This is a genomic window from Stieleria magnilauensis, assembly GCA_007753675.1.
Classification (GTDB): Bacteria; Planctomycetota; Planctomycetia; order Pirellulales; family Pirellulaceae; genus Stieleria; species Stieleria magnilauensis.
This window is the reverse complement of sequence record CP036432.1, coordinates 1,336,022-1,351,106: the sequence shown is the minus strand read 5'-3', so window position 1 is coordinate 1,351,106 and position 15,085 is coordinate 1,336,022. Positions and strand designations below refer to the sequence as shown.

The 15,085-nt window shown below is 57.9% G+C and carries 12 protein-coding genes and 1 pseudogene; 9 read left to right on the top strand and 4 right to left on the bottom strand.

Annotated features, from left to right (window positions below):
* Nucleotides 1-112: 112 nt before the first annotated feature.
* Complete coding sequence (locus TBK1r_RS04915) at nt 113-2,671, bottom strand: cytochrome C (RefSeq protein ID WP_419580982.1); 2,559 nt, start codon at nt 2,669-2,671, stop codon at nt 113-115.
* Between the two features lie 396 nt (nt 2,672-3,067).
* A complete protein-coding gene (locus TBK1r_RS04910; protein ID WP_473772486.1) occupies nt 3,068-5,320 on the bottom strand; it encodes a dockerin type I domain-containing protein in 2,253 nt (750 codons plus the stop codon).
* Between the two features lie 95 nt (nt 5,321-5,415).
* Between TBK1r_RS04910 and TBK1r_RS04905 the strand changes: the two genes are divergently transcribed.
* The 8 genes and pseudogenes from TBK1r_RS04905 to pncA all read left to right on the top strand — a co-directional run bounded on the left by TBK1r_RS04905 (nt 5,416) and on the right by pncA (nt 11,142).
* Entirely contained in the window at nt 5,416-5,736 is a 321-nt protein-coding gene (locus TBK1r_RS04905; protein WP_145207786.1) for a hypothetical protein, read from the top strand.
* 39 nt (nt 5,737-5,775) lie between these two features.
* Entirely contained in the window at nt 5,776-6,336 is a 561-nt protein-coding gene (locus TBK1r_RS04900) for an EF-hand domain-containing protein (protein ID WP_145207785.1), read from the top strand.
* Nucleotides 6,337-6,608: 272 nt separating this feature from the next.
* Nucleotides 6,609-7,175 (top strand): carboxymuconolactone decarboxylase family protein, encoded by a 567-nt coding sequence (locus TBK1r_RS04895; RefSeq protein ID WP_145207784.1) that lies wholly within the window; start codon nt 6,609-6,611, stop codon nt 7,173-7,175.
* A gap of 175 nt (nt 7,176-7,350) precedes the next feature.
* Nucleotides 7,351-8,037, top strand: a complete 687-nt coding sequence (locus TBK1r_RS04890; protein WP_419581522.1) for a haloacid dehalogenase type II — start codon at nt 7,351-7,353, stop codon at nt 8,035-8,037.
* Nucleotides 8,038-8,172: 135 nt separating this feature from the next.
* A pseudogene (locus TBK1r_RS04885) lies at nt 8,173-8,301 on the top strand (PhnA domain-containing protein); the annotation flags it as partial.
* A gap of 48 nt (nt 8,302-8,349) precedes the next feature.
* Nucleotides 8,350-9,828 carry a nicotinate phosphoribosyltransferase gene (locus TBK1r_RS04880; protein ID WP_145207782.1) on the top strand — a complete coding sequence of 493 codons (1,479 nt, stop codon included), beginning with the start codon at nt 8,350-8,352 and terminating at the stop codon, nt 9,826-9,828.
* Nucleotides 9,825-10,514: an NUDIX hydrolase gene (locus tag TBK1r_RS04875; protein ID WP_145207781.1), complete on the top strand. Its 690-nt coding sequence runs from the start codon at nt 9,825-9,827 to the stop codon at nt 10,512-10,514. The genes TBK1r_RS04880 and TBK1r_RS04875 overlap by 4 nt, the downstream gene beginning before the upstream one ends.
* Complete coding sequence (gene pncA, locus TBK1r_RS04870; protein ID WP_145207780.1) at nt 10,504-11,142, top strand: bifunctional nicotinamidase/pyrazinamidase; 639 nt, start codon at nt 10,504-10,506, stop codon at nt 11,140-11,142. The genes TBK1r_RS04875 and pncA overlap by 11 nt, the downstream gene beginning before the upstream one ends.
* Before the next feature lie 230 nt (nt 11,143-11,372).
* Here pncA and TBK1r_RS04865 read toward each other — a convergent pair whose 3' ends face one another.
* Nucleotides 11,373-12,122, bottom strand: coding sequence for an energy transducer TonB (locus TBK1r_RS04865; protein WP_145207779.1), 750 nt, complete (start codon nt 12,120-12,122; stop codon nt 11,373-11,375).
* Entirely contained in the window at nt 12,119-12,322 is a 204-nt protein-coding gene (locus tag TBK1r_RS04860; RefSeq protein WP_372895913.1) for a hemin uptake protein HemP, read from the bottom strand. Before TBK1r_RS04860 ends, TBK1r_RS04865 begins: the two co-directional genes overlap by 4 nt.
* 358 nt (nt 12,323-12,680) lie before the next feature.
* Here TBK1r_RS04860 and TBK1r_RS04855 point away from each other — a divergent pair, with 358 nt between their 5' ends.
* Nucleotides 12,681-14,999 carry a TonB-dependent receptor gene (locus TBK1r_RS04855; RefSeq protein WP_419580980.1) on the top strand — a complete coding sequence of 773 codons (2,319 nt, stop codon included), beginning with the start codon at nt 12,681-12,683 and terminating at the stop codon, nt 14,997-14,999.
* The last annotated feature ends 86 nt before the right edge of the window (nt 15,000-15,085 follow it).

The window sequence follows — 15,085 nt, the reverse complement described above, 5'->3', positions numbered from 1 at the left end:
GACGCTGGCGCGAACCGGCTGATCTCAAAGGACTATCAGCCGTTTGACGCGAGCCTATGGGCTCTAGCCCGCTGAAACGATCGTTAACTTCAATGGCATCCGGTGCGCGTGATCAGCGGGTTGCAGCACGACGTTTCCGTCGCCACCAGGTGACGCCGGCCAGTCCCACCAGCAATCCTCCACCGACCCCCGTGACTTGCACCCAAGCGGACAGGAGCACGATTTTGTGGATCAGCGCCGCGTGCTGGTCGTTGGTTTCGGGAAGCTGTCCGGTGTACTTTGCGACATGATGCAGTAGGTTGATGGCGGCTGAGTTGGCGGGAATCTCCTGATGACAGGCGATACAGGTACCTTCACGCTGGATGTGTTCGATCTCGTCTTTGTTCAGCGCTCGCGAGAGTTTCCAGTGGTGGCCCACGGTGGCGAGTTGGTTTCCGTCACGGTCAACGATCTGCGACCAATCATGATCCAGGTTTTCGATCGCGGGTTGTTGGGGCCTGGCGCGTTCGGAGAGTACCGTTCCGTCGGTCGTTTCGAGATCTGCGAAATGTGATTCATTCCACGGACGTGTCCCGGGAATTCCCAGGCCTACGGCTTTGTCCGACGCATGGCATGATTCACAACTGCGCGCATTCTTGGTCATCGTGTGCGGCTGGGTGGGGCTCATGTCGATCGCCAATTGGCCACTTTCTCCACTGCCTTCGGTACCGGGCGGCGTTTTGAAGATATGATTCTGCAGGATCGTCTTGCCGTCGGGGCCGATGATGGTGACCGATGGCTGGCAGCCTGGTGCCAACGGCGTCACACGCCCTTCGCCGTTGATTCCCATCATCGGTTCCTCCCACCGCAGGTAACTGCGACTCTCGGTGACTTTGCCGGGAATCACCGTCTGGAACTGCTCTTCTCCGTCCGTCGTTCGGAACTCCGGTTGCATGTGTTTGCGACCGGCGGCCACCCAATCGAACCCGGTCTGTGACTCATTGCATTCCGGGCAACGATCCTTCTGACTGTAGTCGACCTTAACATGACACCCGTAACACTGCGGCGTCCAACTTGCATGACAGGTGTAGCATTCCATCCGGTCCAAATGCTTGGCGACACCCTGCATCGCGACCAACCCTCGCGTGCTGATTTGCTTTTCTGCCACCAGCTTCTTCAATGGTTTGAGTCGCAGGTCTTTGCCTTCGGCGGTGTAGACAATCACTTCGTCGCCGTCACGCACCGTGTTTTCGTAGGGGTTGCCGCGGGCGGTCAGCAAATACCCGTCCTTCTTGTCGTGCTGATAGCCGGCCCAGGTGTGCGGAAGCTGTTCATCGGTGACGCCACGCGGATCGCCATCGGCCGGTGACATGTCGAATTCATCCATGTAACCGAGCGGCAGTTCCCAGGGGAACTTGTCGGGCGTTCCGTGGCAATCGGAGCATTCGATTTGCACGGCCGCTAAAGTCGTTGGATTGAGAAAACCGTCGCCGTGCACGTCGATCGATGTGTGGCAATCCTGGCACTTCATGCCGATCTGGTAGTGAATGTCTTGCTCCATGGCGATGTAGTGCTTGGAGTGCAAGTCCGGCGTCCCGGCTCCCGTTTCGCTGAACGGAGACGTATACGGCGTTTCCATCAACCCTTGAAAAGAGACTCCCACGCGTTTGCCGCGATTGTGGCACGTCGTGCATGTTTCAACCGCCAAGCCGTGGTAACTCGTTCCATGCACGGTGACGGTCGCTTCACGCGTTCCCTGAATTTGATGGGTCAGCGGATGCGTCGGCTCATCGGTCGGGATCGATCGGTCGTTTCCCTCGTAGTAGCCTTCATTGCTGTAAGGGATATGGCATGACGAGCACCCCATGCCGCGAAAATCGCCTCGCCGAGATCGCCCTTTCACGGCATGGTGACAGCGGTTGCATTCCTGACGAATGTAGGTAAACGCGGCGAGTTCCGGGTTGTCATTCAGCTTGTCCAATTCGTCGAACCCCACGGCGTCGGGCAAGGGTTCATGCCGATCGACAAACACGTTGGGTTCCAGCTTTCGCAACCGTTCCATGTAGTCGCGATAGGCGTCCGTGCCGAGCCTCGCGCCGGGGTCTGCGGGGTTTTCCACCGCGTAATTGCCGAACTTGTGCTCGTAACCGGTCAGCGCTCCGAAGGACCAGCACGTTCCCTGGATCTTGCCCGCCTCGGTCATCATCAGACTTTTCCACTGAATCTCGACTTGTTCCATGTGGCATTGGCCGCAAGTCTCTTCGTTCACCCAGGGGCTGCCAGGATCGGGAAAGAAGTTGTCGCCGCCGTGCGCAATCGCTTTATCCTTGGTCTCGGTGGGATCGCCGTTGTGGCAAACAACACAACCGGCCGGATCACCCAGTTCTTTCCCGCGGGCCATGATTTGGTTCAGCATTTCGGAACCGATTTCGCGAATCGGCTCGATTTCCCCATGACACGCCATGCAGCCCGACTCGGCCGCTTGGGGAAAGTGATCGACCAATCGTTCTTGCGAAACCGCAACTGCCGGCGTCGCGATGCAGCAAAGCAGCGTGATCAGATCGATCCCGAACCGACGCGTCCAAGCGCAACTTGTAGCGAGGATCGTTGTCTCGCTCATCCTGTCAAACATCAACGGCAAACTCTGGGGCAGCGTCTCTCGGTATGCGTCCGCGATGACCGGATCGGGCACGCGATAGACGGTTGAGTTTCACCGCATCCGCCTCCACGTGGAAGCGGCAAACCGCTCCTTTCAGAAGAAAACGATGGATTCCCGCCCCCCGACGCGAGAAGTGCACGTTGCGGCGTCTGTGTTTACCCTGGCGTGATTCCGCCCGAGGTCGTTCGATCGACAGTCGCCCAAGAAAAGAATGCCCACCGATAGCATCGCGAACCCACGGATGACAGGGGGCAAAAAATTCGCGGGCTCGCACTGCCATCCGTGGGCTCATTATTCATTGCATCGTTCTGCAAGTGACAGTCTGCTCCCCCTTTCCGCTCGACAAACCTAACCCTAAATCCGCATCTGGACGGAAAACTGGGGTGTTCGTCGGGCGGAAAGCGTCCAACGCCAAGGCTGAATCCCGGGTCAGGCCAATTGCACCTGGAAGTTGATCCGCATAATCAAGTTGTCGACGTCGGTCAGTTCGACTTCATGCGAATCCTCGCCGAGGACGATCCACAAGTCGGTCGAAGCGATCTGAACTTGGTAGGTTCCCGCATCGCTGATCGCGTCAAACGTGTATCGCCCACGGTTGTCGGTGGTGGTTTGTGCCACCAGGTCTCCGGCGCTGTCGAGCAACTCCACGGTCACGCCTTCCACGCCCTCGTTCTTCTCCGTTTGTCGATCACCACCGGTTTGACCGCGTGCCTGGTCCAACCGCTGATTGCCACGTTGATTCACTTGATCTTGCGCCAGCAGGCTCAAGTCCGTGTCGCTGACCTCGCGGGAAATCGCCGTGAAGTCATCGAATTCGGGGGCGGCGACGACCGTCCCGCTGATCGAGAACGATGAATCCGAGGCGTCCGATGCATCCGAACCGTCAGATGCGCCGGAGGATTCGTTGAGTGCCGCGAAGTCAGCGGCGACGGAGGCGGCAATCGCTTGTCCCACCTCTTGGCCGACAAGGTCATCGAAGTCGAAGTGGATGCCCAAGTAGACTCGACTGCGCCCGTTTTCTGCCATCGCCTCGCTGAACGAATCGAATTGACGCGTCGCGTCGTCGAGGTCCAAACCGTACGCCTCCTGCAACTCGGGATCCTCCAACAGAATCTCCAACTCTCTGGACGTCACTTCGAACGAGATCTCATCGGTTCCATAGAAATCTTGCAGCGTCCCGAACAGGGCACCACCGAAGGTCGCGTGGCCGGAGATGTACGTCGGGAACTGGGGCGTGAATCCGACGATGTCTCCGTCACCGTCGGGGCCTCCCAACGGCGTCCAATCCTCATCGCCTTCGGTCAGCTCGTTCCCATCGCGATCGCCTTGTTGGATCGCAGTGACCGGCCGCCAAAACTCTTCGCTGAATTTTGTCTCCCAAGCGACGATCGCAGCGTCCGCCATGGCGACGGAGGCTTGAGCAAATAGCGCGACGTTTTCTTCGAAGGTATTGTCCTGTTGAGTCGCGACGCTTTCCAGTACGTCAGTGAACAGCCCAAACGGTGTGCCGAGCCCTTCGCGGTCATAGGCCCAGAAGAGACCGATTTCGGTTTGCTCGGCAGTCCGCTCCGTGCTATCGACCGAACCCAACGCCAACACTTCGTTGTAGGACTCCGCATACTCTTCGCTGGTCAGATCAGGCGGGGAGTCGGGGGAGAACTCGTCAACGGATGAAATGGAGAAAGTGTCCACGTCACCCCAATTCGGTCCCCAAGCCGGAACGTTTGGGCTGTACGGGTCCGGTTGGAAGTATCCGGCTTCGTCGGTGTAGGTGTACTCGCCGACCACATCCGAACCGTCGTCGACGCGGAGCGCCAAGATTTGGTTGGCCACGTCTTCACCGAGCGCGAAGCTGTCGGCAAGATCGACTTGCGAATCCTGGGCCGCGATCCAGTCCTCCAGGGCTGCATCGAGCTCTGCTTGTTGGTCCGGGTACAGGCCACTCAGCGCGGTGTAAGCCGCAGCCGTTGCGGCGACCTCCGCGGAAACGTCGCCCGTCGTGCTCGTCAAGGTGCTGTCGTAGTCATAGAACGTTCCGTCGGAATTGCCCGATGCGATTGCGACCGAATCAAAAATGGCCAAATTCAAAATGGCGTTGGAGCGCGACGCGTAGCCGGGGTTTTGGTTTTCCGTGTTATCGACCAATACTTCGCCAAAGAGATCATTCCAAAACAGCACGGCGTCCGACTGTTGCTCCGCAGCGATCGGGTCCTCATCGGTCGAGTCGTCGGTTGCGGGGGCTTCCGTGGTGGGAGGATCGTCTGGTTGGCCTCGGTTATCTCCGGGAGACTGCGACGATCCACCGAACGGTCCTTGTTCACGACTGAGCCGGTTGATCACCATCAGCGCGTCGAGTGCGGAATCACGGCCGTCGTTGTTCACGTCGGTCATCAGTCCTCGCCCGCGTTGTTGATCGACGCCGCCGTCAGCGTCCTGAGCTTGACCGTTGGCCGCCTGGCGACTCATCTGGTTGATGATGGTCAGGGCATCGAGGGACGAGACCACGCCGTCCTCGTTGACGTCTTCGGGCAGAGCCGCGTTGTGAAAGAGGTTCGCCGCAAGCAGCTGGCGAGTCTCCAGGTTCTCGGGTTGAGCTCGTCGTCGCATCGTCTTTCGCTTCATGCGATGCTTGCGACGAGAAAGAGTTTGGCGTCCTATCCAGCGATTCCAGAAGCGTGCCATGGGACCACCTGTGCGTTTTTCATTCAGACGAAGTGAGAGAAGATCATCGCCACCGCTTCACGCCGACTCGCGATCGCTGGTGGCTCACTTCTTAAGTGCGTTTCTTCGTCACAAATGTCACAGTTTGGATCGCTGATGCTCCCTATCCGCACATTTCCCGCTGCAGGCAAGCTCTGGCATCGGCCCCATTTCATTTCGTGGTTCGTGGAGAAACGCCGAGGACTTCGGCGGTTTCCCCCGATCGTCAGCCCCGTGAAATAACGAAGCTCGACGAGCCGTTCGAGGTGCGGGGCTTCCACCGCGAGTTTCTGCAGCGTTTTGTTGATTCGCAAAAATCTTTGCAAAGCGTGGCCCTCGGCGTCGACCAATGGCGCATTACCGTTCGGCACGGTTGTCTGGCAAACGCCATCCGCTAATCCTTGACTCGTCACTCACACTCTCTGTGGAATTCAACCATGAATCGTCTCTTCCAAGTCGCCGTCCTCGTCGGCATCGCGTCAAGTCCAAGCATCCTGTTCGCTCAACCACCTGGACGCGGCGGTCCTGGCGGCATGCGTGGAGGCGGCGGCCCCCCAACGGAAATGATCATCCAGCTGTTCACCCAAGCGGACGCCAACCGAGACGGATGCGTGACGAGAGCGGAACTGACGGCGGTGTTGCAAAGCCAAAGTCGCAACAATCAGTTCGGACGCGGGGGGCCGCCTCCACAGGGCGGCAACTTTGGTCGCGAAAACCAGCAAGCCCTCAACCCACTACCGCAAGACGGTGGCCCTCAAGGCCCGCCGCCACAACCCGGCCAAGTTTTACCCGAACCGATCGCGCACTCGCTGAACCTGAACGACAAACAAACGCGACAACTGACCGCGTTGCAAGCCGACGTCGACAAGCGTCTCGCCGCAATCCTGAATGACGAACAAGAAGAGCAACTAAAGAACTCCGGACCGCCGCGCGGGCCCGACCGCGCCGGCGATGATCCTGGAAACCGTGCCAACGGTCGGCCCCAACGTCCACTGTGATTGGTTGCCTCTCACGTTGAAACTGCACCCCAGTGGGACGCAGAACCAGTCGAGATGCGATCGGAATGATCGCAGTCACGGAAAGCATGCTCCTGTGATAAGGCATAAGAGGTGAGTACGCAGACCGTCTCTGCCGCGGATTGTTCGCCAAGCGAAGCGGTTGATTGCCATTGTCGTGATCGCGGTGGCGGACGGAAAAGCCGAGAAACCATTCACAACACATCACGACTTCCAAAACGGTACGAATGGTCAACTCAAAACGAGGAATCACGATGGCAGACTTCACGATTCACACGATCGAAACCGCCGGCGAAAGCAAGCCACTTCTGGAAAAGAGTAAAAAGACATACGGATTTGTGCCCAATCTGCACGCCGTCATGGCGGAATCTCCGGCGCTTCTGGAGGCCTACCGATCGGTCGCGGAAATTTTCGACACCAAGACCAACCTGTCCCACACCGAGCGACAGATCATTGCAATGACCAACAATCGGCTGAACGGTTGCATCTATTGCATGGCCGCGCACACGACGATCATGCAAGGGTTGAACGTGCCCGACGATGTGATCCAGTCGCTTCGAGATGGCACTCCGATTGCCGATCCGAAACTGGAAGCCCTACGCGTCTTTGCCGAGACGGTCAACGTCAAGCGTGGCTGGGTCGACGACAGCGAGATCGACGCGTTGTTGGCGGCTGGATACACCAAACAAACGGTCTTTGACGTGATTGTCGGAACAGCGTTCAAGGTGCTGTCCAACTACACCAACCACGTGGCCGAGACGCCACTGGACAAGCCTTTCGCAAAAAACGAGTGGAGCGCGGAAGCTCAACCGGCGAGTTGACCCGTCGTCGAAGTCGATGGCCTTTGAAAAGTTTTGCCCCAACAGGAAAGACGCGATGAATCGCATCACCACTGCCCTTGCACTCACCTCGTTCTTGGCGGCACTGTTTACCGCTGCGGCCAGTGCACACGAGGGCAAACCAACGGCCCAACACGCTGAACCGTCAAAGCACGCTATGCCGGCACCAAAAGTCATCATCTTCGACGTCAATGAAACGCTGCTCAGTCTTGATCCGCTGAAGACGTCGGTCGGACAAGCACTCGGCGGACGCGAAGACCTGTTGCCGCTTTGGTTCTCCACGATGCTTCACTACTCGCTGGTGGAAACGCTCAGCGACCAATACCACAGCTTCGGTGAAATCGGAACGGCGGCGTTGATGATGGTTGCAGAAACACAAGGCATCACGCTGGATGTCGACGAAGCGAAGCAATCCATCGTCACACCGCTGCGTTCTCTGCCGCCTCACCCGGACGTCGTGGAAGGACTGAAGGCACTCAAGGCCAAGGGTTTTCAAATTGTCAGTTTGACCAATTCATCGTCCATCGGGGTTGAAACCCAATTCAAAAACGCCGGACTGACAGAGTTCTTTGAGAAGCGCTATAGCGTCGACAGCGTCAAAAAGTTCAAGCCGCACCCAGCCACCTACCAGATGGTCCTGGACGATCTAGGTGTCAAGCCGGAAGAAGTCCTGATGGTTGCCGCACACGCGTGGGATTTGGCGGGAGCCCAAAACGTTGGCTTGCAGACCGCGTTCGTCAAACGCCCCGGAAAGACGCTGTATCCGAACGTACCCAAGCCCGACTACGTTGTCAGCGACTTACTGGAACTCGCAAAGATGCTCTCGAGAAAAGATTCACGCTAGTCACTTCGACGTGATTGATTCCTTAAACGAGTCTCCGTTCGTTTTCATCCCCTTCACCGGTGCCGTAACGCCCTGTCGATTGAATCGATGTTCCGAAGTCTACGCAATGACGCAAGGCACGCCGCGTGAGCGAGGGGCGGCGTCGTCAAGGGTGGCACCAAAGTCAAGAACATCCGGATCGTCGACGGCGATCACGACATCGATTGCAAGGTCGATGGGATCGGTGCGATGTCACTGAAATCCGAATTCGTCAAAAAGGCGTGACTTCCTTGCCCTCTTAGTGTATACTTAACACTAAGAGGACAAAGGAAAATGAACGCATCATCGAATTCGCTGGCGTTGCTGACCGACTTGTACGAACTGACGATGGCCTATGGCTATTGGAAATGCGGTAAAGCGGAGCAGTCCGCCGCGTTTCATCTGTTCTTCCGCAAAAGCCCGTTTCAGGGCGGGTATGCGATTGCCGCCGGTCTGGAACCGGTGCTGGAGTTTTTGCGCTCGTTTCGATTTGAAACCGAAGACATCGCGTACCTGGCAACGATACTCGGCAATGACGGTCGGCCCCTTTTCGACGCGGACTTCTTACAGTACCTCGCCGAACTCGAACTGACGTTGGATCTGGATGCGATCCCGGAAGGCACGGTTGTTTTTCCGCACGAACCGCTGCTGAGGGTTTGCGGGCCGATCTTGCAATGTCAGTTGATCGAGACGGCGATGTTGAACATGATCAATTTCCAGTCGTTGATCGCAACCAAAGCATCTCGCGTGGTGATGGCGGCCCAGGGCGACGCCGTGCTGGAATTCGGGTTGCGGCGGGCCCAGGGAATCGATGGTGGTCTGGCGGCCAGTCGCGCGGCATACATCGGCGGTTGCGCCGCAACATCGAATGTGTTGGCCGGCAAGCGGTTCGGGATTCCAGTCAAGGGGACCCACGCGCACAGCTGGGTGATGTCATTCGACAGCGAACCGGAATCCTTTGCCGCCTACGCCGACGCGATGCCGAACAACTGCGTGTTTCTGGTGGACACGTACGACACGCTACAGGGTGTTCGCCATGCGGTCGAAGTAGGGCAGCGGCTTCGCGATGCGGGCCATCGGATGGTCGGGATCCGCCTGGATTCCGGGGACTTGGCATGGTTGAGCATCGAGGCTCGAAAGATTCTCAATGCGGCCGGATTCCCGGATGCAGTGATTGTCGCCAGCAATGACTTGGACGAACGGTTGATTCAAAGCCTAAAGTTTCAAGGCGCTGCGATCACGGTCTGGGGCGTCGGTACCAAGTTGGTCACCGCTTACGAGCAACCCGCCCTGGGCGGCGTCTACAAACTCGGCGCGATCAAAGACGAATCCGAGCAATGGCAGCCGCGCATTAAAGTCTCTGAGCAATTGATCAAGACATCGACGCCAGGGATCCAACAAGTGCGTCGCTACGTGGGCGGCGATGGAATGGCAATCGCCGACATGATTTACAACGAACTTCATCCGTTGCCGGAAACATGCGTCGCGGTCGATTTCCAGGATCCCACCCATCGAAGTCAGTTTGACGCGACGGTTGCGTTCGAAGACTTGCTCAAGCCGATGATCCGGCGAGGCGACTTTGTCGGCCGATCGATCCCACTGGACGAGATTCGCAACCGTGCGCTCGCACAGTTACAGCAATTCGATCGCACGATTCTGCGGCTTGATCATCCCCACCGCTATCGTGTCGGACTTGAAGAAGCCCTGCATGACTTGAAGGCTGAAATGGTGCTCGAATCCAGGCAACGCAGCAAGGCGGGGGATGAGGCATGACGTCGACGTACGAGTTCCCGAGGCCCGCGTTGACCGTGGACTGCGTCGTCTTTGGACTCGATGAACCCGACTTAAAGGTCTTGCTGATTCGACGTGAATTGGAACCCTATCGAGGAAAATGGGCACTGCCGGGTGGTTTCGTCCATGTCGACGAATCGCTGGACGATTCCGCCAAACGAGAGCTAAGAGAAGAAACGGGGCTCGAAAAAGTCTTTCTGGAACAGCTTTACACGTACGGTGATGTGGATCGCGATCCGCGCGAACGCGTGGTCACAGTTGCGTACTATGCACTGGTCAGGCTTTCGGATCACCGTGTCGTCGCGGCGACGGACGCCCGCGATGCGGCATGGTTTGGCGTGCACGATGTTCCACGGCTCGCGTTCGACCACGACCGCATTTTGAACGCCGCCTACCAACGGCTTCAAAACAAGGTGCGATACGAACCGATCGGTTTTGAACTGCTGCCGAGAAAGTTTACGTTGAGGCAGTTGCAGCGACTTTATGAGATCATTTTGGACCGCTCACTCGACAAACGAAACTTCCGGAAAAAGATCCTGGGCATGGATGTGCTTGAAGAGCTTGATGAGGTGGAGACCGATGTGGCGCATCGAGCCGCACGGTTGTACCGATTCAATCAGAAACGTTATCGCGAGATGGTCAAACAGGGAGTGAACTTTGAAATCTAACACCACCACAAGAGATCACAGGGCATTGTTGCTGGTTGATCTGCAGAATGATTTTGTCCAAGGCGGAGCACTGGAGGTACCGGGCGGATTGGAGGTGATCGAAGTGGCCAACACGTTGATCCCCAAATTTTCTTGGGTGGTTGCGACGCAGGACTGGCACCCCGCCGATCACCAGAGTTTCGCCAGCCAACATGCCGGACTGGCCATCGGAGATCAGTTCTTGCTGGAGGGAATTCCGCAAGTTGCTTGGCCGGATCACTGTATCGAACACACACACGGTGCGGAGTTTGTCTCAGCGTTGGATCAGGATCGGATTGATCACGTGGTTCGCAAGGGAACGCAACGGCTGATTGATAGTTACAGCGCGTTCTATGACAACGGACACCAGCATTCGACTGGCCTGGCGGACGACTTGCGTCGTCACGGCATTGAGCACGTGATCGCAATGGGATTGGCTACCGATTACTGCGTTCGAGCCACGGTGTTGGATGCGATCAGCGAAGGCTTTCGCGTGACTTTAGTCGTTGATGGCTGTCGCGGCGTCGAAATGCAACCCGGTGACAGCGAACGCGCCCTTGCAGAAATGCGAGACGCCGGCGCTGAAATGGTTCGCAGTGGCGAGCTTTGATCTCGACGCAAGTGAAGTTTCGGCAGCCGCCGCACAGCAAAACCAACTCGGTTTTCAAGCCCCCATTTACGCAGGTCTCGAAGTTCGGCCACCCGGTCCGTGACTCGGTCCCTAGTACTTTGTCACAGCTAGTTCAAGGGCTAGCAGAACTCACAAACATTGATTTGAGCCAAAGCACGGGCAGCATAAAACCGACGACATCGCGTGACGTCGATACCGATGCCGGATGCTCACAACCGGAACCGCACCGGCAAGACCTCTTCCGAAGCGATCGCGCGGCCGAAGCGTCGGGCCGGTTGGCCTTTCCATCGTCTCACCGCCTCGACGGCCGCTTGATCGAGCGAACCATGGCCGCTTGATTCGATGATCTCGACTTCGGTGACTTTGCCATCGGTGTCCACTTGCAACCGCAACAACACCGTGCCTTCGAGTCGGTTGCGGGCCGCATCGAGTGGGTACTGCGGCGGCGGATTGGACGAGAAATCGACGGGTGTCTCGGGTGACAATCCGACCGGTTGGGGAATCGGAATCGCATCGATCGCCGGCGGCGTGACGTCTCGAACCAATCGGCGGGGCGGACGTGCCGGTACCACCGTTTCAATCGTGGGCAACGTCGCCGCTTCGATGGCTTGACGCTCAAACGCCGCGTCGGCTTGCGAACGAAACTCGGGGAAGTCCGGGGGAGGGGGAAGCCGACTGGTCCTGCTGGTTACAATTGGCGAAGCTTTCGCCGTGTCTTCTGATCGATCCGGAGGCGACTGTTCCCAGGCCGCGAGCGGTTGGATCGTCGGCAGTGGAAGAATCTGTGCAGGAAAATCGAGGGCAGTCGGGCTGGCAACGCTCAATTCGATCGCGACGACCTGTTGTTGTCCCGCAGACCTGAATCGCTCGGTTGCCGCCATCGGAACCACGCACAACACTGCAGCACCGATCGCATGAAGGAACAGGGAGATCAGTGTGGAGCGAACGGGAAAACTCATTTGCACAAGTATAACTTTCCCGCCGAAGTTCGTCGAAGGCGGTACATCAACTCGCCATGCTCGATCCAGATCTCGGCGCGGCCACGAAACAGATCTTGGGAGGCGATGATCAACGGAGACGCGTTCGGTGATGGGGTGGGACCGTGCTCTGCCGGCGGGTCGGCCATACGGTCGTCGGGTTCGTCATGGGATTGCTGCATCCCAATTTCCTTTTGCAGATCACATGCCAATCCGGATCCGGCGCGTGTTTCTGAGCGTCTTGATGCCAAATCCGGTCGGAAACGGCCGGTTTTCGTGGCTCGGCGCGTGTCGGTTTGACCGCAGACGCGGGCACCGCTGGCGGATTTCCCACCGGCGCCGGCGGACTTTCCATCGTCATGTTCTGCCTAACCGGTCCGCATCGTTCGCGTCGCGTTGACTTTGACGGCACCCTCGGCCACCCCGAAAGCGATTGAATCGAATACGCCGATGACAACCTATGGATCAGTTTGAACGGAAATGCCGACCTAGCATTGTCGCCACGGGAGCATTTTCGTTCTGAGATGGATGTACTACATCGTGAAACACCAAACCATTATTGCATTGGCGCTCGTTCCCGCTCTCGGGATCGGCCTGTGGCAGACGCGTTTGTCGGGCCAAGAACCCACGCTGCCAGAAATCGAGGTGCGGCCACCGGCGACCGATCAGGCCCCGCCGGTTGGGCAATCTGACATCGAAACCTCTGGCATCGAAACGCCATTTACCGGGCAGGATTCGACAACTGGCGCGATCGATCCGACGCCGCAACCGAGCGCTGCGTCTCAGAATGCTTCGTTCCCTTCGCTCAGCGAGCAGCTGTTCGGCGGCACGATGAGCAACCCGACCGGACTCAATAGCGTCTTCCGCAGCGAGAGTGATCTGTTCGAAACGCCTCGTCTGGGAACCATCGTCGACCGCGACGAACTCGACCGTCGACAAGCATCGACGGTCTATCGAGCGTTGCAGAACGAGGTCGGCGTGATGTTGCAACAAACCGGCAACGGGCAACTGTCGCCGTTCATCCGTGGCCTGACCGGGCAACAGATTCTGATTTTGGTCGACGGCATCCGGATGAACACCAGCATTTTGCGTCCGGGACCGAACCAGTACGCGGCAACGATCGACCCCGGTTCGATCGATCGCATTGAAGTCATCCGGGGCGCCGAATCAGCACTCTGGGGCAGCGATGCCATCGGCGGCGTGATCAATGTCGTCACACGCAGCGCCGATCCGTTGCGCGGCGACTATGCGAGTCCCCACTTCAGCCAATTCTACAGCACCGCCGAAGCCTCATCGTACACGCGAACCGGATTCAGCGGCTGGTATGGGGCGACGGGATTCACCGGAGGCGTATCGTACTTGGACGTCGGTCGGCTCGATCGCGGTGGCGACCTGGGGCGACAACCTGGCACCGACTACCAACAGTACGCCGGAGACTTGAAACTGCAACGCATGCTGACGGAGAATCACCTGTTGACCGTCGCAATGCAGCACTTCGAACAAGAGGACTTGAAACGCAGCGATCGCTACTTGCCGTTTGTACTCGGCCCGGCCAGCGACGGAAGCGTGCCGACGCAGCGACCGACCGTCTTCGATCCGCAGCAACGCGACTTGTTGTACGGGCGTTTGGAAGGCTTGCTGCCAGAGGATGCCGTTCTCGCGGACCTGTATTCCGTCACGCTCTCGGGAATGCGAACCAAAGAAGCGTCCGTCGTCGATCGCTATTCCGGCAACGACCCGGCCGCCGTCGTAACGCGTCGTGAAATCGGCGAGTTCGATGATTGGGGATGGGGGACGACGCTTTCGTTCGTCAAAGACATGCACGACTACGGCAAGCTGACATACGGAACCGATTACTACAGCGAGTCGATTGATGCCGAACGCGTAGAAATCAACAACCCGAACTCGCCCGGTGCGACGCCGTCTGTCACCGATCCGCAATATCCCAATGACTCCGAAGCCGATCGGGTTGGCGTCTACGCATCGTGGCACGTGGCGTTGACCGATCGGCTCGATGCCACGACGTCGCTGCGGTATGAGAACATCAACGTGTCGGCCACGCCGAACTTTGACACAATCGGCCCGACCTACTTTGAACGGTCTTATCAAGACTGGATCGCGAGCGTCGGATTGGGGTACAAGTTGACCGATGAAGTGCGTCTGGTCGGCGGCTACTACGAAGGTTTTCGGGCGCCGACGATCGACGATCTGACGGCCAACAAAACGTTCCTGCAAAATAACCAATCGACGCCGCTGGTCGGCAATCTGGACGTCGAACCCGAACACAGCAAGACGTATGAGGTCGGGTTGAAGTTCAATGACGACCGATTACGACTCCAACTGACCGAGTTTTGGACGGATTTCGACAGTTTCATCAACCGCGAAACGATCGGCGGCTCACGTTTCCTGACCAATCAAGAAGCATACATCCATGGAACCGAATTGGCCAGCGAATACCTGCTCACCCGCAACCTGGCCCTGTATGGAAACTTCTACTACACCTACGGCACGATCACGAGCAACGATGATCCGATTTCGCGGATCCCGCCGATGCAAGGAACCTTGGGAGTGCGACTGACCGAACCGTGTCGCCGATCCTACGTCGATGTCTATACCTGGATGGTCGATCGCGCCGATCGCTACAGCGAATCAAACTTGAGCGATGTTCGGTTCATCGCCGGCGGCACCCCCGGATACGCGACGTTGAATGTCCGCATGGGGCGCTCCTTCGGAACGGCCAATCAGCACCAAGTCTCGTTGTCGCTGGAGAATCTCACCGACAAGTACTATCGCGTGCTCGGCAGCGGAGTGGACGGTGCGGGATTCAACGCCGTGTTCGGTTATCAATACACGTTGTAACCGCAACCGTTGGTGTCCAGGCTTCAGGCGCATCCCCACGCGCTGCGAAGCAGCAAGACGGGGCGGATGAAGCCTTGCACACCAGC

Excerpts from the sequence above, each read along its gene's own strand:
- TBK1r_RS04900 (WP_145207785.1), top strand. The coding sequence starts at position 5,776 with ATGAATCGTCTCTTCCAAGTCGCCGTCCTCGTCGGCATCGCGTCAAGT.
- TBK1r_RS04890 (WP_419581522.1), top strand. The coding sequence starts at position 7,351 with ATGCCGGCACCAAAAGTCATCATCTTCGACGTCAATGAAACGCTGCTC.
- TBK1r_RS04895 (WP_145207784.1), top strand. The coding sequence starts at position 6,609 with ATGGCAGACTTCACGATTCACACGATCGAAACCGCCGGCGAAAGCAAG.
- TBK1r_RS04910 (WP_473772486.1), bottom strand. The coding sequence starts at position 5,320 with ATGGCACGCTTCTGGAATCGCTGGATAGGACGCCAAACTCTTTCTCGT.
- TBK1r_RS04865 (WP_145207779.1), bottom strand. The coding sequence starts at position 12,122 with ATGAGTTTTCCCGTTCGCTCCACACTGATCTCCCTGTTCCTTCATGCG.
- TBK1r_RS04860 (WP_372895913.1), bottom strand. The coding sequence starts at position 12,322 with ATGCAGCAATCCCATGACGAACCCGACGACCGTATGGCCGACCCGCCG.
- TBK1r_RS04880 (WP_145207782.1), top strand. The coding sequence starts at position 8,350 with ATGAACGCATCATCGAATTCGCTGGCGTTGCTGACCGACTTGTACGAA.
- TBK1r_RS04875 (WP_145207781.1), top strand. The coding sequence starts at position 9,825 with ATGACGTCGACGTACGAGTTCCCGAGGCCCGCGTTGACCGTGGACTGC.